Origin of the sequence: Paenibacillus sp. BK033, from assembly GCF_004345425.1 — a bacterium.
In the GTDB taxonomy this organism is placed as follows: domain Bacteria; phylum Bacillota; class Bacilli; order Paenibacillales; family Paenibacillaceae; genus Pristimantibacillus.
The window spans coordinates 1-22,462 of record NZ_SLVP01000006.1 but is presented as its reverse complement, the minus strand read 5'-3'; the positions used below and the strand labels follow the sequence as shown (position 1 = coordinate 22,462).

Below are 22,462 nucleotides of genomic sequence, written 5' to 3'. Positions count from 1 at the left end.
TGTTATTCACCATGCTTTCTCGGAAGTTTTAAATAGACGGTTGTTCCTTCTCCCCACTTGCTCTCGATCTCCAGCCCATACGTCTCGCCGTAATGCAGCTTGATCCTTTCGTTGACATTGCGCAGGCCTACCCCCGTCTTGGAGCTTCCCGCCTCGCGGGTACCGTTCATGGATTGGCGCAGCAGATCGAGCGTCATGGCGTCCATCCCGGCGCCTTCGTCCTTAATCGAAAAGATAAGAAGCTGCTCCTTCCGCTCCGCCGACAAGCGGATCGTAACTTCGTTGGGCTTGCCCTCCATGCCATGGAGGATCGCATTTTCGACAATCGGCTGGAAGGTCAGCTTCATGACCGGGAAGGCCATCAGCTCTTGAGGGATATCGAAGGTGACGACAAAACGGTTGCTGAACCGGTAGCGAAGCAGCTGAAGATACCGTTCCAGATGCTGCAGCTCTTCTTTTAATTCAACCGTCTCCCGCCCCCGGTTAATGCTGTACCTTAACAGCTTGCCGAGCGTGAAGGTCATCTCCGCTACCTCTTCATCATCGTTAATCTCGGCGGTCATCCGGATGGTCTCTAAGGTGTTGTATATGAAATGGGGATTAATCTGGCTTTGCAGCGCCTCCAGGTCGGCCTCTTTTTTGCGGGACTGGATAACGTAAATTTCGGAAATGAGCTCCTTCATCCGCCTGAGCATGCGGTTAAATTCCGTGCCGAGAATGCCGACCTCGTCCTTCTGCTTCACGTCAAAGCTGACGTCCAGGTTGCCGCCGCGAACCGTACGCATCAGTTCCGTCATCTGACGGAGGGATCTGGTCATCATAAAAGCCAATATGACCGAGACCAGCAGCGCGAAGCTGATAATCGCGATCGTCGTCGTAAGCGTTACGTTCCGCGTCAGCTGGGCATCGTGATGCAGATAGTTAACCGGAACAAAGGCGAATATTTTCCAGCCGGTATCTTTGGATACGGAGTAACTGCAGATGTAGGAGATGCCGTCGACTACGACATTGAAATTGCCCTGATCGCCGACGGCTTTCCGAATAACCTCGTTGCCCGTAATATTGGTAGCCGTCAGCACGTGATCGCTGTCATAGGCCACGTTGTTCCGGCCGTCAATGATAAGCGTCTTCCCGTTCGTTACCGTATTCAGCTCCTGCACGACATCCTCAATGACGCGAATATCGGCGTCCACCGCTACATAGCCGATTGTCTCCAGCGTGCCGATATCCCGGATGCTCCGCAGCACCGTGAACAGATATTGGGGCGTGCCGTTTGCGCGCATCACCCGCTGGGTCGGAATAATGACGGGATCGCCGTTGCCTTGGACGGCCAGCTGCTTCCATTCCTCGTAATGGCTCATCATATCCTCGCGGATGGCATCCGTCTTGATCCGGTAGAAGACGTTGCCGTAATTATCGTAGAGATAGGCGGAATAGAGATTTTTCCTCATGCTGTCCAGCAGGCCGATGTAGAAGTCCATCTGGCGCTGCTTCTCGAGCGTCATCTCCTGATGGCTCATGTATTGCTGCATTTCAACCGAGTAAAGCGGGATTTTGCTCACGGTCATCATGTCTTCCAGATGGCTGTCCAGGTTCGCCTGCATATTGCTGATCAGCTCGGTGACGTAGTTTTTGGTATTCTTATTAATCGATTGGATGTAATTCTGGTAGGAAATAAACCCCGTAGCCGAGATAGGAATAATGATCAGAACCACGAATACGATAATGAGCTTCTTCTGCATGGTCATGCTGCTAAACCCGTTAATATGGAAAAAGCCACGTCCTATGTTCATTTGAGCAGGCTCCTGTCTTTCTATTATGTAAGCGTTTACTGTGATTCTGACACAGAGGCAGAGGAACAGGCAACCTTTTCTTCGCGTTAACCGGGAAGGCCTAAACATAGTGCAATAAACCTAAAAATTAGCCAATAGTCAAGAGACTGCGGATGGCGTTAGATTAGTAGCACGCGGCCTGCGTATTCCGTGCGGAAAGGAGGTAAAGCGTTTACATTTTGTCCCAGGCCTTGCGTGCTTGGCTATCCATTGGCCACCCAAATTGAAGGAGGTTATCGTGTGATCACCACCAGATTCCGTATGCTCTCCTATGCTCTCGCCCTGCTTCTCGCCTTTATGTCTTTGCTGAGTCTCGTTGGTCCTCCAGCCAAAAAAGCTTCCGCCGCCGTCTCCGGCTTCGTTACCCGCTCCGGCAGCCAGCTGATGCTGAACGGCCAGCCGTTCCGCTACAGCGGCCCTAACATCTACTGGCTTGCCCTGGACGAGAATCCCGTCGAGTATCCGACCGAATTCCGCGTAAACAATGCCCTGCAGACGGCAAAAGAAATGGGCGCAACCGTTGTCCGCTCCCATGCCGCCATCTCCTTCGGATGTACGAAGTGTATTATGCCATCGCTAGGTACATACAACGAGACCGCCTTCCAGAAGCTCGATTATGCGATTAAAGCGGCCGGCGATGCCGGACTTCGCCTTGTTCTGCCTCTCATCGACCAATACGATTACTACCACGGCGGCAAAAAATCATGGACGCGCTGGTTCGGCTATCCCGACGACGGCATCAGCTACACCGGCTACGAGTTCTACAACAAGCCTGAGATTATCAGCGCCTTCAAGCAGCATCTAAGCGTTCTCCTCAACCGCACCAATACCTATACAGGCGTCAAGTATAAAGACGATCCGACCATTATGGCCTGGGAAACCGGCAACGAGCTGGGCTGGTACGACAATCCGACGGCCATGAAGAATTGGACGCAGGACATTGCCGATTATTTGAAAAGCATCGACAGCAACCATCTCGTCATGGACGGCACCTATGGCGTGAAGGATGCTCATCTTTCGATTTCGAGCGTGGACATCTACAGCGATCACTTTTACCAATGGCCAGCCGTTGGCGCCTGCTGCAAAGGCTTGTCGGTTACCGAGCTGAATACGCAGGCTAACAAGGTTCAAGCCGCCGGCAAAGCGATGGTTGTAGGCGAATTCGCCTGGAACCTGGAAACCTACGGTACCCTTGCGAGCTTCCTTTCGGCCATCGAAGCCCAACCGGCGATTGCCGGCAGCAACTATTGGGCGCTGTTCGGGCAAAACGACGATTACGGCTACAAGGTGCATAACGACGGCTTCACCATCTACTATCCGGGCACGACAACCGACATGCGGACAAAAGCCCAGCAGCTGCGCAACCACGCTTACGCGATGCGCGGTATATCGGTTCCTGCCGCGGGCGTCCCCGATGCGCCGCTCATTACAGGGCATCAGGCAAGCGGTGGCAAGGTTCAGCTGAAATGGAGAGGCGCGGCCGCAGCGGACAAATATACCGTTGAGCGCGCAACTGCCGGTGCAAGCGGACCATGGACCGTCGTGTGCAACCAATGCGCAACGGATACCAGCACGCCATGGACCGACTCGGCCTCCGTCTCGGGCACGGCTTACTGGTATAGAGTAAAAGCTCATAATCTTGCGGGGGTTGCCGGCAGCTACTCTCCTGTCTATGCCACGGGCGGAACGGCTCTGCCTGCTCCGGGCGCTTTCACGCAATCGTCTCCGGCAAGCGGGGCAACGGGCCAAAGCGTGCTGCCGACATTCAGCTGGAATGCTTCCAGCAACGCCGCAAGCTATACGCTTGTTGTTGCGGATAACAGCTCCTATACAAGCCCGGTTATTAACGCGGACGGACTTACTTCCACTTCCTATACAGCGGGCTCCGCGCTTTCCTACAACAAAACGTACTACTGGAAGGTAACCGCCGTGAACGGCACCGGATCCACGGCGGCATCGAATGCCGGCCTAACCTTTACGACTGCCGCACAATCGACGTCGGCTGCGGTTGATTCGTTCGATTCGTACAGCTCGGACAGCGCGCTGCAAAGCGCTTATGTCCGCAATACGGACGGCGGCGCCTTGACGGTTACCCGGGATGCCGCGAACAAAAATGACGGTACTTACGGCATGAAATTTGCCTATACCATCGCGGCCTCTCCGGCCAACTTTGCAGGCGCAACCAAGCAGCTTGGCACGGCTGACTGGTCCGGAGCAACAGGCTTGTCGCTCTGGCTCAAGCCGGACGGGTCGAACCGGACCCTGACGATTCAGTTCAAGGAGACCAGCGGAGAGCTGTGGGAAACGTACTATACGTTGTCCGGCACAACCGCGGGTATCGTCAATCTGCCGTTCAGCTCCTTCAACCATCCGGGCTGGTACAGCGGCGGCAACGGCGTGAAGGACCTTAATACCGTTAAGGAATATAGTATCTACGTGAATCAGGGCTCCGGCACGACGGGCAGCAGCACCATTTATTTAGATGCGATTACTGCCGGCCAGGTTGGCGGGGGCACGCAGCCTCCAAGCGACGCCATCGACAGCTTTGACAGCTATGCTTCAAACAGCGCGCTGCAAGCCGCTTACACCATGAATTCGTCCGGCAGCGCGATTACGCCAACCCTGGATACGTCCCTAAAAAGCGATGGCACTAGCAGCATGAAATTGAGCTACAGCATTACGACAGCCGCCAACTATTCGGGCGTTATTCACCCGATTTCCGCCAGCTGGTCCGGCAAAACCGGCCTCTCTTTATGGGTAAAGCCGGACGGCTCCAACCGTACGCTGACCGTGCAGTTCAAGGAAGCCGGCGGCGAGCCGTGGGAGACGACTTACGCGCTATCCGGCACAACGGCCACAACCATCCAGGTTCCTTTCAGCAGCTTTGCGCGCCCAAGCTGGTACAGCGGCGGCAACAGCACGCGCGATCTGGGCTCCATCGCCGAGATTAACTTCTACATTAATCAAGGCTCCGGCAGCACCGGCAGCAGCGCGATTAATATTGACGCGGTAAAAACGTATTAAGACGTTTATTATGATAAAAATCCCTCTCAAGCGCAGGCTAATTGCCGGCTTGAGAGGGATTTTTTCCTCTTAAGATAATTTCGCGCATAAAAGCAGGGTCCCAACGCTGCCCACCCATAACATAGGCACGCAGTTTGTCAGTATCGCCGCCCTTTTGTAGCCCCGATGAAGAGTCATTCTATATGACCTTAATAGTTTGCTACGCGGAAAAAATATCCTTTTCCTTATTTTCAGGAATGTTCTCTCCGTTCCTTCCGTATATTTAGATGGCTATCCATCCTAAATTTAAGATGACGCTTTCGACGCAAGAATCATCCTAACAGCCTTAAAGCGGCTGTTTGAGTGATAATTCTTTTTAGGAGGTACATATGAACACATCGTACTCGGAACTGCGGGCCAGAGCGAGAGAAAGCCTGAGAGGCAATTGGGGAAAAGCGATCGGAGGTTTTCTGCTGGCCATATTATTGGCGGCCGTTATCGGTCTGATCAATTACTTGATCCCGGTACTCGGCAATGTGATCAGCTTCCTGATCAGCGGCGCCATCTCACTTGGACTCATCAGCTTCTATCTGGGCATTGCGAGAAAAGAAAATCCGCCCGTATCGGAAGTCTTTAGCGGCTTCGCCCACTTTATTAAAGCGTTCTGCCTGTACTTTATGATCGGACTATTTACTTTTTTATGGACGCTTTTGTTAATCATTCCGGGGATTATTGCGTCGTTCCGCTACTCGCAAGCGTTTTTTATTCTGCGGGATAATCCGGATATCGGCGTTCTTGAAGCCATCAACGAAAGCAAACAAATCATGAAGGGCAATAAATGGCGCTACTTCGTGCTGCAGCTGACCTTTATCGGCTGGGCGATCCTGGCCGCGATTCCTTTTGGCCTGGGTTTTCTATGGCTGTGTCCATACATCAGCGTTACGCAGGCTCACTTCTATGATGAAGTAACCGGCAGAAACTCGCCTCCAGCCCCTGATTCGTTCTAAGTAACTAAATAACGAGAAGAAGACAGCACGGCATGCGCTGTCTTCTTCTTGTTTAATCGGAGAAATTGCTCGGTTGAAAATCAAACACCCAAGGTCCCCGAAGGACGACATCAGGACGGTTGATATGCAAAGTTAGGTGCTTGCTCCCCGGTTCTATCGTGCATTCCAAATACTCCACTTCGCCTGTACCTTCTTTTAGCCTCGCCATTCCGCTTTCTTCAGCACCAATCATATAAAGCGATGAAGGCGCCTGCTTGTCATAGTGGAAATCCGTATACACCCTAAGTGTCGTTGGGGAGGTTTTCTCCACCCGGGTAATCGTGACGGGGTACCCTGCAATTTCAAAGGTTTGATTGAGGTTGTTAGTTGTTTCGGCCGGCACTTTTACCTTGACCTCATCTTGGTATTCAACGTTTATTTCCGGAATCGTAAGGGTATAGGATTCATCTGGCGCGCGGCCAAGAGGAAAATACAACTCGCCTTGGGGGCTGCTCAAGCCTTGAATCGTGGTAATCTCCAGCTTTTTGCCCGCTTTGTTTACGACATGCAGCTTAAGACTTTCATCATGCATGTAGACGCCGTGAATTCCGTAATCGATAATACGGAAATCCTGTCGTGGCGGAGCAATTATAGACACCCTTGCTTTTCCATCTACCTTATCCGTAATAGCCGTGATTGACAGTCCGTTTACTGTAGAGGTTAGACCAAGCTCGGAATAGCTGTCGAAGGACTCTGCCTTCGTTAAATGAATAGGTACTACCACCGGAGCTTCTTCCCCCATCATCAGCTTGATATCCCCCTGTACATCCAGTTCTCCTTTATGCCAGAAAGAAGACGTCCAGACCGTTCCGCCCCAAGAAGCCATAGAGGTATCAATCTTAAAGGCTTCACCCTGAGCATTAACAAGAGTAACGTCCTTCAATCTGGTTGTATTTTGCCCGGTCATCGTTAGATAGGTCATTTCATGGTCGGACATCATGCCTTTTATAATAATGGTCCCCTCTTTCCCAACCTTTACGGTAATGGGCTTGCTCAGGATATAACGTTCTTCCGGGGATTTCTCTTGTTTCACCATTCCCGTACCAGGGATAAACTGCAAGGCATTCTGAATAGCCGCCCATACCTTCGTATGGTTAACTAATGCCGTAGATAATAGAAGGACAATAATGACAGCAGCAATAGAAGTCCAGCCCCGCCTTATTCGCTTTGCCTTCCGCCCTTCTCTTCCTGCTTGCTCTATACCAAGGCGTGCCCTGTAACGAAGCTGCTCAGAAGGGATGGGAATGGTCTGCATTTGCTGCTTTATTTTATCGGAGCCCGTATCCATAATCTCCATCCTCCTCTACCCGTTTCCTTAGCTTTTTCAACGCCCGATACAGCAAGGTCTTTCCCGTACCTAGCGGTATATCCAATACTTCCGTTACTTCCCGGATCGTAAGATCATAATAATATCTTAGAATAACGACGCTTTTCTCCTCCGGCTCCAAAGCCTCCACCAGTTCCTTTAACGTAATCGACAACGTAAAATCTTCCTCATCGCTGACGGTTATCGACTCCAGATACTCCGGCCTCCATTGCATTTGTCTCTTCCGTTTGCGCAGCAGATCGATTGAGCAGCTTATCGCAATCTTGATGAGCCACGTTTTGAAATAAGCAGGCTCCTTCAGCTTGCGTATCCCCTTGAATGACCGATACGCAGTCTCCTGCATGACATCCAACGCATCCTCTTCGTTCCCCACATGCACGTAAGCTGCTCTATACAAATCCTCTTCATACTGCTGAAAAAGCTTCAAGTACGCAGACTCGTCGCCGTGCTGCGCCATTTTCACCAAATCAATAATGCCTCTCACCTGCTTCGCTTTAACCTCTTCTATAAATTAGACGCATAAGCGTTTCGTTTGGCTTTAACATAAGAAAAATTCCAACCGGGCGATGCACCTTCGCGGTAGGCGGCTAACGCTAACGAAACTGTAACACGCTATTCCAGCAAAATGGAGCATTTAGAAATTCTCGGGCGGTGTCGGACGGCGACTATTCGTGTATCAGGTTGCAGCCAGCCCCCTAATGCCATACGGCGTAACTATAGCAAAAAAACCAGATTCCCTCTGGGAAATCTGGTCTTCCACTCACTCACTCACTCGCTCGCTTGTTAGCCCACCATCGGCGCGGTCTCCGCATGCGTGCCCTCTACCGGGTTGCCTTCTTTGCGCCAGTACTCGATACCGCCGATCATCTCTTTTACTTTGAAGCCTAGGCCGGACAAGCGCGCTGCGCCTTTTGTGCCGCCGTTGCAGGCCGGGCTCCAGCAGTAAACGACGATGAGCTGCTCCTTCGAGAACGAAGCCGTTGTTTCCGCCGTCATCTCTCTGGAAGGCAGGTTAATCGCCCCCGGAATATGACACTCGGCATACGCTTTTGGGCAGCGTACGTCAATCAGCAGAAAGTCGTCGAGGCCATGCTGCATATCGTAGTACACATCCGCCACGTCCGTCTCAACGGACAGCTTGTTCATATAGTGGCGGTGCGTAGCTTCCGGTGCGGCGGCGGGAGTTTCAAGGACGAGCGAAAAGGGTTGGGTTGTCATAACGAGTACCTCCAGTTAGGGATTTGCCAAATGCCTTGACTTGTTGAATTCAATATAGCATGATCCCTAACAACGGAGTTATCGATGGTTTTCGATGGCATACTTCAATGATTCCGATGATTGCCCCCGCCCATTAAATCCACGAAGCCAAGAAAGGCTTTGGACTGCCATTTCTTCTTCGAATAAATCAGCTGGGTGTAGAATCTGCAGTCAGGATGGTTAAAAGGCAATGCAATCAGCTGCTGCTTCCGAATTTCCTCGGCAGCCGCGATACGCGGCAGCAAGGCAACGCCAAGGCCATATACCACGCATTGCTTGATAGCCTCCATATTCCCGAATTCGTAAGAAGGCTTGCTGTCAATCTCGCCGTCCCGCAGCACTTTGAGCAGCATCGCCCGGTACGTGCAGCCATCCTCGGTGAGGATAAGAGGCTCGCCCGATAAATCCTCTGCCCGGACCTCGCTTAATGCCGAGAACCGATGCTCGGGACTCGCGATAATAACAAGCTCCTCTTCTCTCAACACCTGCGTATGGAGCTCCGGGTCCGAGAACGGCGGGTCCAGAATAACTCCTACATCCAGCGTCCCTTCTTTAACGGCTTCTATAATAACAGGTTCATTCCCCGGCTGCAGCATGATGCTGATATCCGGATACTGCTGGCGGTAAGCCTGCAAATACGGCGGAAGATAGTAGGCTGCCAGCGTCTCGATCGTCCCGATGGACAGCGTTCCTTTGGACTGCTTCGACACGACTTCCTTCGATTCTTCGTGGAGCCGGATGACCTCCTTCGCGTAAGGAAGCAATGCTTCACCGGCTATGGTCAGCCTCATGCTTCGGCCAAACCGTTCGACTAACACGGCTCCGTACGACTCCTCCAGCCGCTGGATTTGCGTCGTAATGCTGGACTGGGCATAACCCAGAATTTCCGCCGCGCGGGTGAAGCTCCCGTGCTTTGCGACCTCGCAGAAGGTTTTCAAATAGGTCAATTCCACGCCGGACACCTCCTTTTCCCAAAAGCCGGCTAATTCCGTTTCCGATACTGGTTCGGGGGCAGACCCGTCGTTTTCTTGAACGCGGTGCTGAAATAATGCTGCGACTCATAACCCGTCTTCTCGGCGATTTCATGAATAGCCAGATCCGTCTCGTTCAGCAGCCGAATCGCTTCCTTCATCCGGGCGGCTGTCAGCATGCTGATAAAAGAAGTCCCCATCTCTTGCTTAAAGATACGGCTCAGATACACCGCCGATACGTTCAGCTCGCCCGCGATTCCCTCAAGCGACAAGTCCCGGTCTTCAAAGCGGTCAGCAATAATCTCCTTCGTCCGCCGGACAAAGGGGCTAAGCTTCGTCTCCCGGTTAACCGAAGCACGCGCCTCCGCATACAGCGACGGTACGTCCCCGGATGAACCAGGCTGGTAGCTGGCCACGATCTCAATCTTCAAATAGCCCGCCACATCCGCTTCAATCTGCCGAAAGACCGCTTCCTGCGGCTTGCCCCAGATCAGAACGACAATTAATCCTACTTTATCCCGGAAGTGAACGGAAGTAAACGGCTCAAGATGCTCTTCCATAATATTCTCGATGGCAAACAAGAGAAGCTGGCGGTCCTTCTCGGAGAAAAACGCCTTGCCCTTCGACTGCTCCGGCCACCGGATGACGCCTACATAGTCCGGTTCCTCGCCCGGCATCCGAAGGAACGAAAGCTGCTCGCGAATCTCCGCTTCTCCAAGCTCCCCCTTGATCCATTCGAGGCAAAACCTTTCCCGGAGCAGCGCGAAGTTTTTATCGATCTGCTTGGAAGCCATCTGCAGGAGCTCTTCATTAACGGTCGTTTCCTCCAGCTTTTGAACGACTCTCGCCAGCACTTCTCCCAGCATATCGGGATTTACCGGCTTAAGAATATAATCGTCAACCTCCAGCTTAATGGCTTCATAGGCATAATTAAATTCATCATGACCGGTAATAATGACGATCTTGCATTTGGGAAGCTGCTGACGAAGGTGGCTGATCAAGGCGAGGCCGTTCATTATGGGCATGCTCAAATCGACGAGCAGAATATTCGCCTGCTTTTCCACGGCCAGCTCCAGCGCTTCCTCCCCGTCCTCGGCTTCCCCAACGACCTCCAGCTGCAGGTCCTCCCATGGTATGGAGCTGCGGATTCCTTCCCGGATAATGGACTCATCATCCGCGATTAACACCTTCCATGTGCGTGTCATGCGTACCCTGCCCCTTCCGATGAATAATAGGATGCTTAATGATTACCGTTGTCCCGGCTTTCTCTTTGCTCTCAATGGTAATGCCATAGGTCTCGCCAAAGCTTAGCCGGATCCGCTCCTGCACGTTTCGGAGTCCATAGCTGGCCGCTTGCCCCTGTCCTTGCTGACGCTCTTCAGCTGTCCTCTGCGCTGCGCTTGCTTCATGAACCGCAGGTGCGGCCTGAAGCACGGCGCGCAGCGCTTCGAGTCTGGCCTCCGTCATCCCCGCTCCGTCATCTTGGATAACCAGCTCCATAATCTCTTCGCTAATAATGGCGCGGATCGTAATCATTCCCGGCCCGCGGCGTTCCTTAATGCCGTGATAGATCGCGTTCTCGACAAGCGGCTGAAGAATAAGCTTCAGCACGAACAAGTCGTCGAAGCTTCCGTCTACTTCGATGTTATAGTTCAGCTTATCTTTATAGCGGGTTTGCTGGATTTTCAAATAGCTCCGGATATGCTCGATCTCATCGGTGAGCGGTATCATCTCCTGGCCTTTGCTTAGCCCGATCCGGAACAGCTTGGACAAAGCCTCCACCATCTCCGTCGCTTCCTTCGCGCCGTCCTTGCGGGCCAGCCACTGGATCGTATCGAGCGTATTGTACAGAAAATGCGGCTGAATATGGGCCTGCAGGCTGCGCAGCTCCGCCTCCCGCTTAAGCCGCTGCTCCGCCCACACCTGCGAGATCAGCCGGGTCATCTGCGACAGCATCTTGTTAAAGCTGCGGCCGAGCAGGCCAATCTCATCCTCCCGCTCCTCCGGAATGCGAATGCTCATATTGCCCTCCTCCACCTTGCGCATGAAGGAGGCCAGCTGCGAGATCGGCCGGGAAATCGAATGAGACAGGTAATACGATGCGGCAATGCCAAGCATGCACACGATAAACACGAAGGTAACGAGGTACAGGTTAATGTCCTTAATCTCCTGCACGCTGTCCTGAACGGCAAAAACCCCAACGGTCGTCCAATTGGTGAAAGAGGATTTCTGATAAATAAACTGCAGCTTCTGGCCCCCTACCGTTTGAGCGAACATACCGGATAGCTGCTGTCCGGGCAGCGCCACGCCCAAACTTCCGACCTTGGAGTTTTTGGGTGCGTAAATGCTCTCGCCCTTATCGTCGATAACCATCAAATAACCGGATTTTCCAAGCCGCACATCCCTAACCGTCTCCGCGATGACCCTCAGCTTAAGATCAATAAGAACAACGCCCAACGTCTTCTGCGTATCCGGATCCTGAATGGCGCGGACAACCGAGACCACCTCGCTGTCCTTGTAATTGGAATGGGTGGTCACGTTCCGGTTGGCCGGATGGCCGATAATTTTGAAAATTCCTTTGGCCTGAACCGCCTCCCGATACCAGGACTCCTTCGCCAGACTGTCGCCCGTCCGGGCATACATCTCGTTGCTGAAATAATCGCCGCTCGACCGTACAACGATAATGCCCGCAACCTCCGAGTAAAGCGAGGTAAAGCCCTGCAGAAACTTGGACATGCGGTATTCCTCACGGTCGTCGTCGATAGCCTCCTTGCCCTCGCTCAAGAAGGCCTGAATGTCCGGATTCATCGAGATAAAATAGGAGATATTCTGAATATTGCCCGCGTAATAATCCAGCGACTTGTTCACGTTGTCGATAAGCTGCATCGTATGGCCGTTGACCTGTTTTTCGACAATGCCGTTAACGATCCACCCCATTAATAGTCCAATAACAAGGGAAGGCAGAATGCTGATCAGCAGGAAGTGCAAAATAAGCTTGTATCGGATAGACCAGTTGTTCAGCTGGAAGCTCTTCTGAAGCTGTTTGAGTATCATGGTTAGCGCTCCCCTTTACCGGTTACTTGGCATAAAACTGGTCTACGTCATCCGGGGTTACTACCGTAATGCCGGTATCGATGTTCGTCGGCAGCGGCGGAATGCTGGAATCCCCCTTATCCTGCGACATCGGATTCACGATGCGGTTGCGGAGATGGAACAGCTGCATAAGCGACCAATACCCCATGTTCCATGTGCCCTGCGCCAACGTCGCCGAAATCGTGCCGCTCTTGACCATGTCGAGCGTTCCTTTATCCGTGTCAAAGCTGATGATCTTGACCTGATCCAGCTTGTTTAGACGCAGAATGGCATTGCCCGCGCCAACCCCGCCGTTCGCTTCCGTTACGAAAATGCCGCTTAGGTCCGGGAATCTGCCAAGCAGATCGCGCACCTTCTGCTCCGATATCATCTGATCGCCTTTGCCGTCGGCAATCCCGATCAGCTGAAGATCGGGAAATTCCTTCTCCAGCGTCTCCTCAAAGCCCCTTGTTCTTTCCTGATGGTTCAATTGATTAGGCAGCGTAATGACGCCAACCTTGCCGGCCCCGCCCGTCAGCTCGGCCATCTTCCGGGCTGCCGTAACCCCGGCGTTATAGTTATTGGTTCCGATGTAGGAGTAAGCTTTGCTTCGCGGAGCGTCCGCATCGAACATCACAACGGGAATGCCTGCTTCCACCGCTTTATTAATCGCCGGGTTCAGAGCCTCGGAATCGATGGCGCTTACGGCTATTCCGGCAGGACTCCGCGCAATCACCTGCTCGAGCACCATCACTTCCTCCTGCACGTCGTATTGCGTGGAGCCCCGGTATTCCACCGATACGCCAAGCGCCTCCGCCGCGTCCTCGAAGCCTTTCAGCCCGTTTTTCCAATAGTCGATACCCGCCAGAAAATTCACCATTACGTACTTCTCGTCGAGCGTACCGTGCAGCCCTTCGGGCTCATCCAGCAGTGCGCTGTTGTCTTCCTTGACGAATACCATATACAAATAGGCCATCAGCGTCCCAATCAGCACAATATAGACGAGCAACAGCTTCTTCACCCGGATCCCCCCTCATATGCAAAAAACCGCTTTCATTAACATAGCAGTTAAGCGCGCCTAGACACAAGAAGTGTTTAGACGCGCTAAGAGACGGCTCTGTTATTAAGCAGATTTGTTTTTGTTATAGAGGTCGAAAGCGACCGCAAGCAGCAGCACCAGACCCTTGATGCCCTGCTGATAATCGATGCCGAGACCAACCAGCGACATCCCGTTATTCATGACGCCCATAACGAGACCGCCAACGATGGCCCCGATGACCGTACCCACTCCGCCCGTTGCCGAAGCCCCGCCGATAAAGACGGCCGCGATCGCATCCAGCTCGAAGTTCACCCCTGCCTTCGGAGTGGCCGCGTTTAGCCTTGCCGCGAACACAAGACCCGCAAGAGCGGCAAGCACGCCCATATTGACGAAGACCCAGAAGGTCATCTTTTTCGTCTTCACCCCGGACAATTTCGCTGCCTTCTCATTGCCGCCAAGCGCATAGATATGACGGCCCATAATCGTTTTGCGCATCACGAAGGTGTACAAGGCAATCAGAATAAACAGCATGATAAGAATGTTCGGAAGCCCCTTATAGGAAGCAAGCACGTACGTGAACAGGTTCGTAATAATGACCACGGCCGCCAGCTTGATGATGAAGAAGGGAATCGGCAGCAGCTCAAGCTTGTATCTCTTCTGGACCAGCCGTCCGCGCCATTCCATAAAGATGTACAGCACCGACAGCACGATTCCGATCAACACCGTGAGCAGATGAATGTCCCAGCCGCCCGGAATGTCCGGCAGGAACCCGGTGCTTATCGAGCGGAAGCCCTGCGGGAACGGTGCAACCGATTTGCCGTCCAGCACCAGCATCGTGAGGCCGCGGAATAACAGCATCCCCGCAAGCGTGACGATAAAGGACGGAATTCGCACGTAAGCCACCCAGAAGCCCTGCCAAGCGCCAACGATAGCGCCAAACACAAGCGACAGCACCATCGCCACCGGGAAGGACATCCCGTGTTTTACCATCATGATGGCCGATACCGCGCCAACGAAGGCCGCAACGGAGCCGACGGATAGATCGATATGACCGGTGATAATCACGAGCAGCATGCCGATGGCCAGAATAAGAATATAGCTGTTCTGCAAAATCAGGTTCGTGATATTAAGCGGCTTCAGCAGAATGCCGTCGGATAGAAACTGAAAGAGCAGCATGATGAGAATAAGTGCAATAAACATGCCGTATTGCCGGATATTGCTGCGTAATAATTTCAGCGCGGTTTCCAAGATGCCCTACCTCCTGCTTTTCGTCATATACTTCATAAGCGTTTCCTGGCTGGCTTCGGCTCTTGGCACTTCCCCGGTAAAACGTCCTTCGCTCATGACGTAAATCCGGTCGCACATCCCAAGCAGCTCCGGCAGCTCCGAGGAAATCATCAGAATGCCTTTCCCTTGCTCAGCCAGCTGATTGATAATCGTGTAAATCTCGTATTTCGCCCCTACGTCGATGCCCCGGGTTGGTTCATCGAGTATGAGGAGGTCCGGACCGGTAAAAATCCACTTGCTCAGCACGACCTTCTGCTGGTTTCCTCCGCTCAGGTTGCCGGTTTTCTGATGGACGCTTGGCGTCTTGATGTTCAGCTTCCTGCGGAAGCCTTCCGCCTCGGTGATCTCTTTGTAATCGTCCACCACAAACCATTTGGAAATGCCCCATAGGTTGGCAAGCGTTGTATTGCGTTTGATATCGTCCATCAGGATAAGCCCGTATTCCTTGCGGTCCTCGGTTACGTAAGCAATACCCTCGTCGATCGCTTTGCTGATGTCGGGCAGCCGGATTTCCCTGCCTTCCTTGAACAGCCGGCCGCTGATTTTCTTCCCGTAGGACTGGCCGAAAATACTCATCGCAAGCTCCGTGCGTCCTGCCCCCATCAGCCCCGCGATGCCCACAATCTCGCCGCGGTTAATACGGAAGCTGACCTCGTCGATCACTTTCCGCTCCGATTGCTGCGGATGATAGACGTTCCAGTCTTTGACCTCGAACAGGACGTCTCCGATATGCGGCTCCCGCTCCGGATAACGATGCGTCAGATCGCGTCCAACCATCCCTTTAATAATCCGGTCCTCGGTAATTTGATCCTCCCGGACCCGCAGCGTCTCGATCGTCTGGCCGTCGCGCAGAATCGTAATGGAGTCGGCCACCTTCATGATTTCGTTAAGCTTGTGGGAGATGATAATGGACGTCAGACCCTGCTCCTTGAACGCCAGCATCAGATTCAGCAGATTTTCGCTGTCCTCTTCATTTAGCGCAGCGGTTGGTTCGTCCAGGATAAGCAGCTTTACTTCCTTCGATAAAGCTTTCGCAATCTCCACAAGCTGCTGCTTGCCTACCCCCATCGTTCCTGCAGGCGTGTTCGGGGATTCGGACAAGCTTACGGTCTTGAGCAGTTCCCGGGTCTTTACAATCGTCTCGTTCCAGTTGATAATGCCGCGGCTGGCCTGCTCGTTGCCGAGGAAAATATTTTCAGCCACGGACAGCTGCGGAATAAGCGCAAGCTCTTGATGGATGATGACGATGCCAAGCTGCTCGCTGCTTCCGATATCTTTAAATTCGCAGGCTTTGCCCTTGAATAAAATGTCGCCTTCATAGGAACCAAACGGATATACGCCGGAGAGCACCTTCATCAGCGTCGATTTGCCCGCGCCGTTCTCTCCCATAAGCGCGTGTATTTCGCCTTCTTTTACCTTTAAATTAACGTTCTCCAGCGCTTTTACGCCCGGAAAGGTTTTGGTGATTCCCCGCATTTCGAGCAGGATATCCGTCAAAGCTATCACCACGCCTTCAAGTAATGGAAAATGATCTAGCGACGGCTTTGAGGCCGTCGCTAAATCATTTGGCTGCCGCAATGCTTCAATTCGCTTATTTCAGTTCGTCTTCGGTGTAATAGCCTGAATCAACCAGCACTTGCTTGTAGTTGGTGCTGTCTACGGATACCGGCTCCAGCAGGAAGGAAGGAACCACCTTAACGCCGTTATTGTAAGTTTTCGTATCGTTTACTTGCGCTTCCTTGCCTTCAATCACCGCTTGAGCCATGCTAACCGCTACCTTCGCAAGCTCGCGGGTGTCTTTGAAGATCGTGGACGTTTGTTCGCCGGCAATGATGGATTTCACCGAAGCAACCTCGGCGTCCTGGCCCGTAATAATAGGCATTGGCTTATCCGCCGTGCCGTAGCCTACCCCTTTCAGGGAGGAGATAATGCCGATGCTGATGCCGTCATACGGAGACAATACGGCGTTTACCGTGTCGCTTGCATAGTTCGCGCTCAGCAGGTTATCCATCCGGGATTGCGCGGTTGCGCCGTCCCAACGGAGGGTTGCGACCTGCTCCATTTTTGTCTGGCCGCTCTTCACGACCAGCTTGCCGCTGTCGATGTAAGGCTGCAGAACCGACATCGCGCCGTCGAAGAAGAAGTAAGCATTGTTATCGTCCGGGGAACCGGCGAACAGCTCGATGTTAAACGGCCCTTTGCCGTCCTTCAGGCCAAGCTTGTCTTCGAGGTAGGAGGCTTGCAGCACGCCTACTTTGAAGTTGTCGAAGGTCGCGTAGTAGCTGACATGCTCGGTGTTTTTGATGAGACGGTCATACGCGATTACTTGAATGTTCTGATCCGCCGCTTTTTGCAGCACGTCCGTCAGGGATTCGCCGTCGATTGCGGCAATGACAAGCACCTTAACGCCCTTCGTAATCATGTTCTCGATTTGGGAAACCTGGTTCTCGATTACATCCTCCGCATATTGAAGGTCTACCGTGTAACCAAGCGTTTCGAATTCCTTCTTCATGTTGGCGCCGTCGCCCACCCAGCGCTCCGACGATTTCGTCGGCATGGAGATGCCGATTTTGCCTTTTTCGGTGGAGGCGCCTGTGTTTGCGCTTTCCGTGCCGTTTCCGGCCGACGCGTTGTTTGCTGCCTTCTCGCCGCCATTGTTGCTGCTGTTGCTGCCGTTGTTACTGCTGCTGTTCGCGCCGCAAGCGGCAAGCACAACGATTAATGCGGTTAACATCAGGATCGATAACATCTTTTTCATTTCTGTCTATCCCCTCTCGATTTGTGAGATGAATGAGCTGATAGACAAATCATACAAGCGGAGGCTTTTTAAATCTTTTCACTTCTTCTACTCGTTTTTATAAAAAAACAAACAAAAAAGACTTAAGCTAGTAAATGGTTAACCTGCTTAAGTCTTTATAAAGTGAAGTAATCCATCGCCATAGATTCGCTTCCGTTCCCAAATTTAGAGTATAGTAGGACTAGTTGAAAAATATATTCCAGGAGGCTAGAGCCATGTCACAGGAGATTTGGATTAACCTGCCGGTCAAGGATGTTCAGAAATCAACTGCCTTTTTTAATCAAATCGGATTTCAAGCAACTAACGTAGGCAACGAGAGGGCCAAGCTTACGATCGGCCAGACCACGTTCCTGCTCTTCCCCGATGCTGCGCTTGAGAAATTTTCCGGCGCGAAAGTAGCCGACACTTCCCAATATGCAGAGGTGTTGTTCTCGCTTGGTGCTAATAGCAAAGAAGAAGTGGACGAATTGATCCGAAAAGTAGAGTTTGCAGGCGGCACCATCTTCGGCAAGCCAAGCGAATCAGACGGCTGGATGTACGGCGCAGGTTTTGCCGACCTGGACGGCCACCGTTGGAATCTGCTGTACATGGATGAGAGCAAAATGCCGAAAGGCTAATGAATAACGCCGGCAGCCTGGTTAAGGTTACCGGCGTTTTTTATACCCCGTACAATCTTCGGTACGCCGTTGGCGTCATCCCCTCATGCTCCATGAAGCGCTTATTGAAGTAACTCACGCTTGGATAGCCGGCTTCTTCCGCAATCTGTCCAATGTTATCGTCCTTCCGCTCGAGCAGCCATTGCTTTGCCGCCTGCAGGCGGCAGCGGGTAATAAAGTCCATTGGCGTCATACGCGTGGCGCTCCGAAACAGCTTGCAGAAATAATACGGCGTCACTCCCACACGCTCTGCCCACTCCTCCAGGATAAAAGGCTTCACCGCCTCCTGCTGCATCAGCGGAAGCAGCTCCATAATCCGCTCGCTCGAAGTCCCCGTCTTGTTCCCTTGCAGCGCAGCCGCGTGCTCGACAAAGACCGTTAACAGCATATAGGTAAGCATAGATAGCTGGGCTGGCCGAAGCATCCGGTGCGTTTCCGCTTCGCGCAGCAGCTCCTCATGCGCCTGCTCCCAAATCTGGGGCTGGCGAAGCTTCCATAGCGGACTTTTGTGAAAGCCCTGCTCAATGAGATAATCCCGAAGGCCCGTGCCTCCGTAAAAGTGAAACCACCGCACGTCCCAAGGCTCATCCTGACTGCTGTAATAGCGCTGCCTCTGCAGCGGAAAATAGAGCACGGCTTCCCCCGCCCGAAGCTCATGGACAACGCCGTCAATCTCCGCATAGCCTTTGCCGGCAACGCAGTAATGGATATTGAAATTGTTAAGCGCTCCCGCTTCGCGAGTTGTGCTGTGATCGGGATCAAACCGGTAATTGCCAACCGATTCAGGCATGCAAAAATACGGCATATTCGGAAGCGTAAGCAGCAGGCTTTGGCGTTTCATATATGGCACCTCTTAATGACAATATTGTTCTAATGGTATACAAAATAATATCATTTTAATTTTAATTATCTTCTCCTATAATCGCAATATAGTCATAAATCATTCTAACGAAGCGAGGGTGAAGCATGAGCAAAAAGTTAAAATGGGGCATCCTGGGATGTGCCGGAATTGCAAAACGTGCGGTTATTCCAGGTCTTCATTTATCCGAGTTGAATGAAGCGGCCGCGATCGCGAGCCGTGACGGAGAAAAAGCCAGACAAACAGCCGAAGAGCTTAGTATTCCAACTGCCTATGACAGCTACGAGGCGCTCCTGGCCGACAGCTCGATTGACGTTATTTATATCCCGCTGCCGAACCACCTCCACAAGGAATGGGCGATTCGCGCAGCCGAAGCAGGAAAACATATTTTGTGCGAGAAGCCTCTCGCGCTAAACGCGCACGAAGCGGCAGAGATGGCCGAAGCAGCCGACAGAGCGGGCGTCCTTCTGTCCGAGGCGTTTATGTACCGTTATCATCCGCGCTATCAGCAGATTAAAGAGCTGATCGCTTCCGGTGCAATCGGTCAGATTCGCGGAATCCGAAGCGCCTTCACATTTAACAACCCGAATGATTCCAAAAACGTTCGTTTCCGGAAAGACTGGGGCGGCGGCTCGATCTATGATGTTGGCTGCTATCCGATTAACGTAGCGCGTCTCTTGCTTGATAGGGAGCCTGAAGCGGTTACGGTTAACGCCCTTTTCTCGCCGGAGCATGACGATGTGGATATGATGGCCTCCGGCCTGATTGAATTTGAAGGCAACGTATCGCTTACGTTCGACTGCGGCATGTGGGCGGCGTTCCGCAATCCGCTGGAGATTCTCGGAACCGACGGCATTATTGAAGTTCCGTCCGCGTTTGTTACGCCAACGGCGGATAGCAGCCACATCTACCTGACCGCAAACGGTGAGCGCCGCCAGATCGAGGTGCCGTACGTGAACTCGTATACGGCGCAAGCGGATTCCATAGCCCGTTCCATTACGCAGGGCAATCCATTGGAATTCCCGACATCCGACGCGATCCGCAACATGAAGGTTATTGATGCTTGTCTGTTATCTGCCCGCGAGCATGCGAGAGTCAAATTAAATTAATAATCTCTGAGGAGGCTGCTTCATATGGAATTCTTAAAGGTGCAAGGATTGGACAAACCGGTATCCCGCTTGATGAAAGGCACGGACTATTTCTACCATGACTCTTATGAAAAAGCCGCTGCCAACATGGACGCCTACTTCGCCATTGGCGGCAACTGTTTCGACTCCGCTCATATTTATTGCGGCGGACAAAGCGAGGAAGTCATCGGCCGTTACCTGAAGGAACGCGGCAACCGCGACCAATGGGTTATCCTGACTAAAGGCGCCCATCACGACCAGAATGGCCCGCGCGTCAGCCGCGAAGCGATCCGCAGCGACCTGATGACCAGCCTTGAGCGTCTCCAAGTCGACACGATTGACATGTACGGTCTGCACCGCGATGATCCAAACGTGCCTGCAGGCGAAGTCATCGAGATTCTGAACGAGCACATTAAATCCGGCGCGGTGCAAACGATCGGCGTATCCAACTGGACTTGGCAGCGCATTCAAGAGGCAAATGACTACGCGGCGGCAAAAGGACTCGTTGGCTTCTCGTTCAGCAGCCCTAACCTGAGCCTTGCCAAAGCCAACGAGCCGTTCTGGTCCGGCTGCGTATCCGTCGATGACGAGACCCTGGCGTGGCATGAAGCCAACCAGCTTCCGCTGTTCTCCTGGTCTTCCCAGGCTCGCGGCTTCTTCACCGGCCGCTTTACTCCGGAGGATCGGAGCAACGCCGATCTGGTCCGCGTGTTCTACAGCGACGATAACTGGGAGCGTTATGAACGCGCGAAGCAGCTCGCCGAGCAAAAAAACGTCACGCAAATCCAGATCGCGCTCGCTTACGTGCTCAACCAAGCCTTCCCGACCTGCGCCCTCATCGGCGCCCAATCGCTCGAGGAGCTCCGCTCCTGCGACGAAGGCTCGCGCATCAAGCTGACCCGCGAAGAGATGGCTTGGCTGGATCTGAGCTCGGATAAGAAGTAGTTATGACAAAGCACGCTCCTGTTATCTGGAGCGTGCTTTTTTACGAACTATTCTCATCCCTGAGGTCTCCTAACCATAAACCGCTCCGCATTGCGCCTAAAGCCGAACTGCTCATATAATCCATGGGCATCCAGCGTACCCAGCAGTCCCGATAGCCCTTCGTATTGCTTTACTATCCAGCCCACTAGCTCCTTGCCTAAACCATGCCCCCGATGCTCTTCATCGATATAAACATCGGCCAGATAATAGACGGTAGCCCAATCCGTTATTACTCGGGCAAACCCTATTTGCTTGCCTCCGCAATAAATACCGTAGCAAGTGGAGTTCCGGATCGATTTTTCAATGGTTTCCCTTGTCCGATGGTTTGCCCAGTAACTCTTGGCCAGAAAGGTCTGAATCGCATCCAAATCAAGCTGGGACTTATCATCGCTAAACCGGTAATGGTTATATAGATGCTCCATGGCCGATGGCCTCCTAAGTTAACAGCTTTGTAAAAGTAACTCTGTCGTATCCTACGGCAAAGAAGTCTTTCTCCTCATTAACCAAGTTAAACCCGATGCTGCTGTAAAAATCGATCGTTCCCCGGTTTCCCGGATGGCCAAGCGTGTACAAAATAACTTGCTCCTCTCCGAGCTCTTTCAATCTGTCGCAAATCTCGCTTAGCAATGCCCGGCCAACGCCCTTCCGTGCAGAACTCTGCTTCACAACAACGCCAACAATCTCGTAAAGGCCAGCTTCGTCGTTAAACATATAACCGGAGTGCCCAACGACTTCACCCTTATCCTCCGCAACAAAATAATCGCTTCTGCTGCTAGAAGGAGATGAGGCGAAATAGTCTGCCCACCGCACGGGGTATCTAGCAATAACAAAAGGCGGAAATTGCAGGGGGTATTCTTCTAACATAGGAATAACACGATCTTGATCGGTCTGCAGCAATTGACGGATAAGCATCAGAGGCCTCCTATCGGAGTTTGGTTATATTTTACAAGTAAAAGCTGACTGGTTACAAAGGTTTCTTTTTGCTAACGGGAGCTGCCCGCACCGCATCTTAACGATGTCGCTGGACCTCTGTCAAGAAAGTGGACACTGCTTAAGAGCAATTAGCCGATCTGTTGGTAGTACTGTGCTTCGAAACGTTCCGGAGACAGGTAGTTCAAAGCACTATGAATTCTTTTGCGGTTGTAGAAAAACTCAATATACTCGAATAGTTCCGTGTAAGCCTGCTCCTTTGTGCGAAAACGGGT

The 22,462-nt window shown here is 52.5% G+C and carries 20 protein-coding genes; 5 read left to right on the top strand and 15 right to left on the bottom strand.

Annotated elements, in window-relative coordinates; genetic code table 11:
* Positions 1-2 precede the first annotated feature (2 nt).
* Positions 3-1,793 (bottom strand): cache domain-containing sensor histidine kinase, encoded by a 1,791-nt coding sequence (locus EV294_RS19740; protein WP_165930752.1) that lies wholly within the window; start codon positions 1,791-1,793, stop codon positions 3-5.
* 279 nt (positions 1,794-2,072) lie between these two features.
* Between EV294_RS19740 and EV294_RS19735 the strand changes: the two genes are divergently transcribed.
* Both EV294_RS19735 and EV294_RS19730 read left to right on the top strand, forming a co-directional pair.
* Positions 2,073-4,856 (top strand): carbohydrate binding domain-containing protein, encoded by a 2,784-nt coding sequence (locus EV294_RS19735; RefSeq protein WP_132309896.1) that lies wholly within the window; start codon positions 2,073-2,075, stop codon positions 4,854-4,856.
* A 368-nt stretch (positions 4,857-5,224) separates the two neighbouring features.
* On the top strand, positions 5,225-5,842 hold the full coding sequence (locus tag EV294_RS19730) for a DUF975 family protein (protein ID WP_132309894.1): 618 nt from the start codon (positions 5,225-5,227) through the stop codon (positions 5,840-5,842).
* Between the two features lie 52 nt (positions 5,843-5,894).
* Here EV294_RS19730 and EV294_RS19725 read toward each other — a convergent pair whose 3' ends face one another.
* The 10 genes from EV294_RS19725 to chvE form a co-directional block, all read right to left on the bottom strand.
* Positions 5,895-7,169 carry a hypothetical protein gene (locus EV294_RS19725; protein ID WP_132309893.1) on the bottom strand — a complete coding sequence of 425 codons (1,275 nt, stop codon included), beginning with the start codon at positions 7,167-7,169 and terminating at the stop codon, positions 5,895-5,897.
* Positions 7,150-7,692, bottom strand: coding sequence for a sigma-70 family RNA polymerase sigma factor (locus EV294_RS19720; protein ID WP_132309891.1), 543 nt, complete (start codon positions 7,690-7,692; stop codon positions 7,150-7,152). Before EV294_RS19720 ends, EV294_RS19725 begins: the two co-directional genes overlap by 20 nt.
* A gap of 299 nt (positions 7,693-7,991) precedes the next feature.
* Positions 7,992-8,426: a rhodanese-like domain-containing protein gene (locus EV294_RS19715; protein ID WP_132309889.1), complete on the bottom strand. Its 435-nt coding sequence runs from the start codon at positions 8,424-8,426 to the stop codon at positions 7,992-7,994.
* A 104-nt stretch (positions 8,427-8,530) separates the two neighbouring features.
* Complete coding sequence (locus EV294_RS19710) at positions 8,531-9,418, bottom strand: LysR family transcriptional regulator (RefSeq protein WP_132309887.1); 888 nt, start codon at positions 9,416-9,418, stop codon at positions 8,531-8,533.
* Between the two features lie 29 nt (positions 9,419-9,447).
* A complete protein-coding gene (locus EV294_RS19705) occupies positions 9,448-10,641 on the bottom strand; it encodes a response regulator (protein ID WP_132309885.1) in 1,194 nt (397 codons plus the stop codon).
* On the bottom strand, positions 10,607-12,490 hold the full coding sequence (locus EV294_RS19700; protein ID WP_132309883.1) for a cache domain-containing sensor histidine kinase: 1,884 nt from the start codon (positions 12,488-12,490) through the stop codon (positions 10,607-10,609). Before EV294_RS19700 ends, EV294_RS19705 begins: the two co-directional genes overlap by 35 nt.
* A gap of 22 nt (positions 12,491-12,512) precedes the next feature.
* A complete protein-coding gene (locus tag EV294_RS19695; RefSeq protein WP_132309882.1) occupies positions 12,513-13,529 on the bottom strand; it encodes a substrate-binding domain-containing protein in 1,017 nt (338 codons plus the stop codon).
* A gap of 102 nt (positions 13,530-13,631) precedes the next feature.
* Entirely contained in the window at positions 13,632-14,795 is a 1,164-nt protein-coding gene (gene mmsB / locus EV294_RS19690; RefSeq protein WP_132309880.1) for a multiple monosaccharide ABC transporter permease, read from the bottom strand.
* A 6-nt stretch (positions 14,796-14,801) separates the two neighbouring features.
* On the bottom strand, positions 14,802-16,310 hold the full coding sequence (gene mmsA / locus EV294_RS19685) for a multiple monosaccharide ABC transporter ATP-binding protein (RefSeq protein ID WP_481856085.1): 1,509 nt from the start codon (positions 16,308-16,310) through the stop codon (positions 14,802-14,804).
* Positions 16,311-16,425: 115 nt separating this feature from the next.
* On the bottom strand, positions 16,426-17,592 hold the full coding sequence (chvE, locus tag EV294_RS19680; protein WP_132309876.1) for a multiple monosaccharide ABC transporter substrate-binding protein: 1,167 nt from the start codon (positions 17,590-17,592) through the stop codon (positions 16,426-16,428).
* A 254-nt stretch (positions 17,593-17,846) separates the two neighbouring features.
* Between chvE and EV294_RS19675 the strand changes: the two genes are divergently transcribed.
* Entirely contained in the window at positions 17,847-18,248 is a 402-nt protein-coding gene (locus tag EV294_RS19675; RefSeq protein WP_132309874.1) for a VOC family protein, read from the top strand.
* A gap of 40 nt (positions 18,249-18,288) precedes the next feature.
* Here the strand turns inward: EV294_RS19675 and EV294_RS19670 are convergent, their stop codons facing one another.
* Positions 18,289-19,128 (bottom strand): AraC family transcriptional regulator, encoded by an 840-nt coding sequence (locus tag EV294_RS19670; protein ID WP_132309872.1) that lies wholly within the window; start codon positions 19,126-19,128, stop codon positions 18,289-18,291.
* Between the two features lie 125 nt (positions 19,129-19,253).
* Here EV294_RS19670 and EV294_RS19665 point away from each other — a divergent pair, with 125 nt between their 5' ends.
* Complete coding sequence (locus tag EV294_RS19665) at positions 19,254-20,255, top strand: Gfo/Idh/MocA family protein (protein ID WP_132309870.1); 1,002 nt, start codon at positions 19,254-19,256, stop codon at positions 20,253-20,255.
* Positions 20,256-20,279: 24 nt separating this feature from the next.
* Complete coding sequence (locus tag EV294_RS19660; RefSeq protein ID WP_132309868.1) at positions 20,280-21,218, top strand: aldo/keto reductase; 939 nt, start codon at positions 20,280-20,282, stop codon at positions 21,216-21,218.
* Positions 21,219-21,271: 53 nt separating this feature from the next.
* Here EV294_RS19660 and EV294_RS19655 read toward each other — a convergent pair whose 3' ends face one another.
* The 3 genes from EV294_RS19655 to EV294_RS19645 form a co-directional block, all read right to left on the bottom strand.
* Positions 21,272-21,679: a GNAT family N-acetyltransferase gene (locus EV294_RS19655; protein ID WP_132309866.1), complete on the bottom strand. Its 408-nt coding sequence runs from the start codon at positions 21,677-21,679 to the stop codon at positions 21,272-21,274.
* A 13-nt stretch (positions 21,680-21,692) separates the two neighbouring features.
* Complete coding sequence (locus tag EV294_RS19650) at positions 21,693-22,169, bottom strand: GNAT family N-acetyltransferase (RefSeq protein WP_132309864.1); 477 nt, start codon at positions 22,167-22,169, stop codon at positions 21,693-21,695.
* A 149-nt stretch (positions 22,170-22,318) separates the two neighbouring features.
* Positions 22,319-22,462: IS3 family transposase (locus EV294_RS19645; protein ID WP_165930751.1), on the bottom strand; the 144-nt coding region annotated here is incomplete at its 5' end.

Excerpts from the sequence above, each read along its gene's own strand:
- chvE (WP_132309876.1), bottom strand. The coding sequence starts at position 17,592 with ATGAAAAAGATGTTATCGATCCTGATGTTAACCGCATTAATCGTTGTG.
- mmsA (WP_481856085.1), bottom strand. The coding sequence starts at position 16,310 with ATGCGGGGAATCACCAAAACCTTTCCGGGCGTAAAAGCGCTGGAGAAC.
- EV294_RS19740 (WP_165930752.1), bottom strand. The coding sequence starts at position 1,793 with ATGAACATAGGACGTGGCTTTTTCCATATTAACGGGTTTAGCAGCATG.
- EV294_RS19715 (WP_132309889.1), bottom strand. The coding sequence starts at position 8,426 with ATGACAACCCAACCCTTTTCGCTCGTCCTTGAAACTCCCGCCGCCGCA.
- EV294_RS19705 (WP_132309885.1), bottom strand. The coding sequence starts at position 10,641 with ATGACACGCACATGGAAGGTGTTAATCGCGGATGATGAGTCCATTATC.
- EV294_RS19675 (WP_132309874.1), top strand. The coding sequence starts at position 17,847 with ATGTCACAGGAGATTTGGATTAACCTGCCGGTCAAGGATGTTCAGAAA.
- EV294_RS19660 (WP_132309868.1), top strand. The coding sequence starts at position 20,280 with ATGGAATTCTTAAAGGTGCAAGGATTGGACAAACCGGTATCCCGCTTG.
- EV294_RS19700 (WP_132309883.1), bottom strand. The coding sequence starts at position 12,490 with ATGATACTCAAACAGCTTCAGAAGAGCTTCCAGCTGAACAACTGGTCT.
- EV294_RS19665 (WP_132309870.1), top strand. The coding sequence starts at position 19,254 with ATGAGCAAAAAGTTAAAATGGGGCATCCTGGGATGTGCCGGAATTGCA.
- EV294_RS19725 (WP_132309893.1), bottom strand. The coding sequence starts at position 7,169 with ATGGATACGGGCTCCGATAAAATAAAGCAGCAAATGCAGACCATTCCC.
- EV294_RS19650 (WP_132309864.1), bottom strand. The coding sequence starts at position 22,169 with ATGCTTATCCGTCAATTGCTGCAGACCGATCAAGATCGTGTTATTCCT.
- EV294_RS19730 (WP_132309894.1), top strand. The coding sequence starts at position 5,225 with ATGAACACATCGTACTCGGAACTGCGGGCCAGAGCGAGAGAAAGCCTG.
- EV294_RS19655 (WP_132309866.1), bottom strand. The coding sequence starts at position 21,679 with ATGGAGCATCTATATAACCATTACCGGTTTAGCGATGATAAGTCCCAG.
- EV294_RS19670 (WP_132309872.1), bottom strand. The coding sequence starts at position 19,128 with ATGAAACGCCAAAGCCTGCTGCTTACGCTTCCGAATATGCCGTATTTT.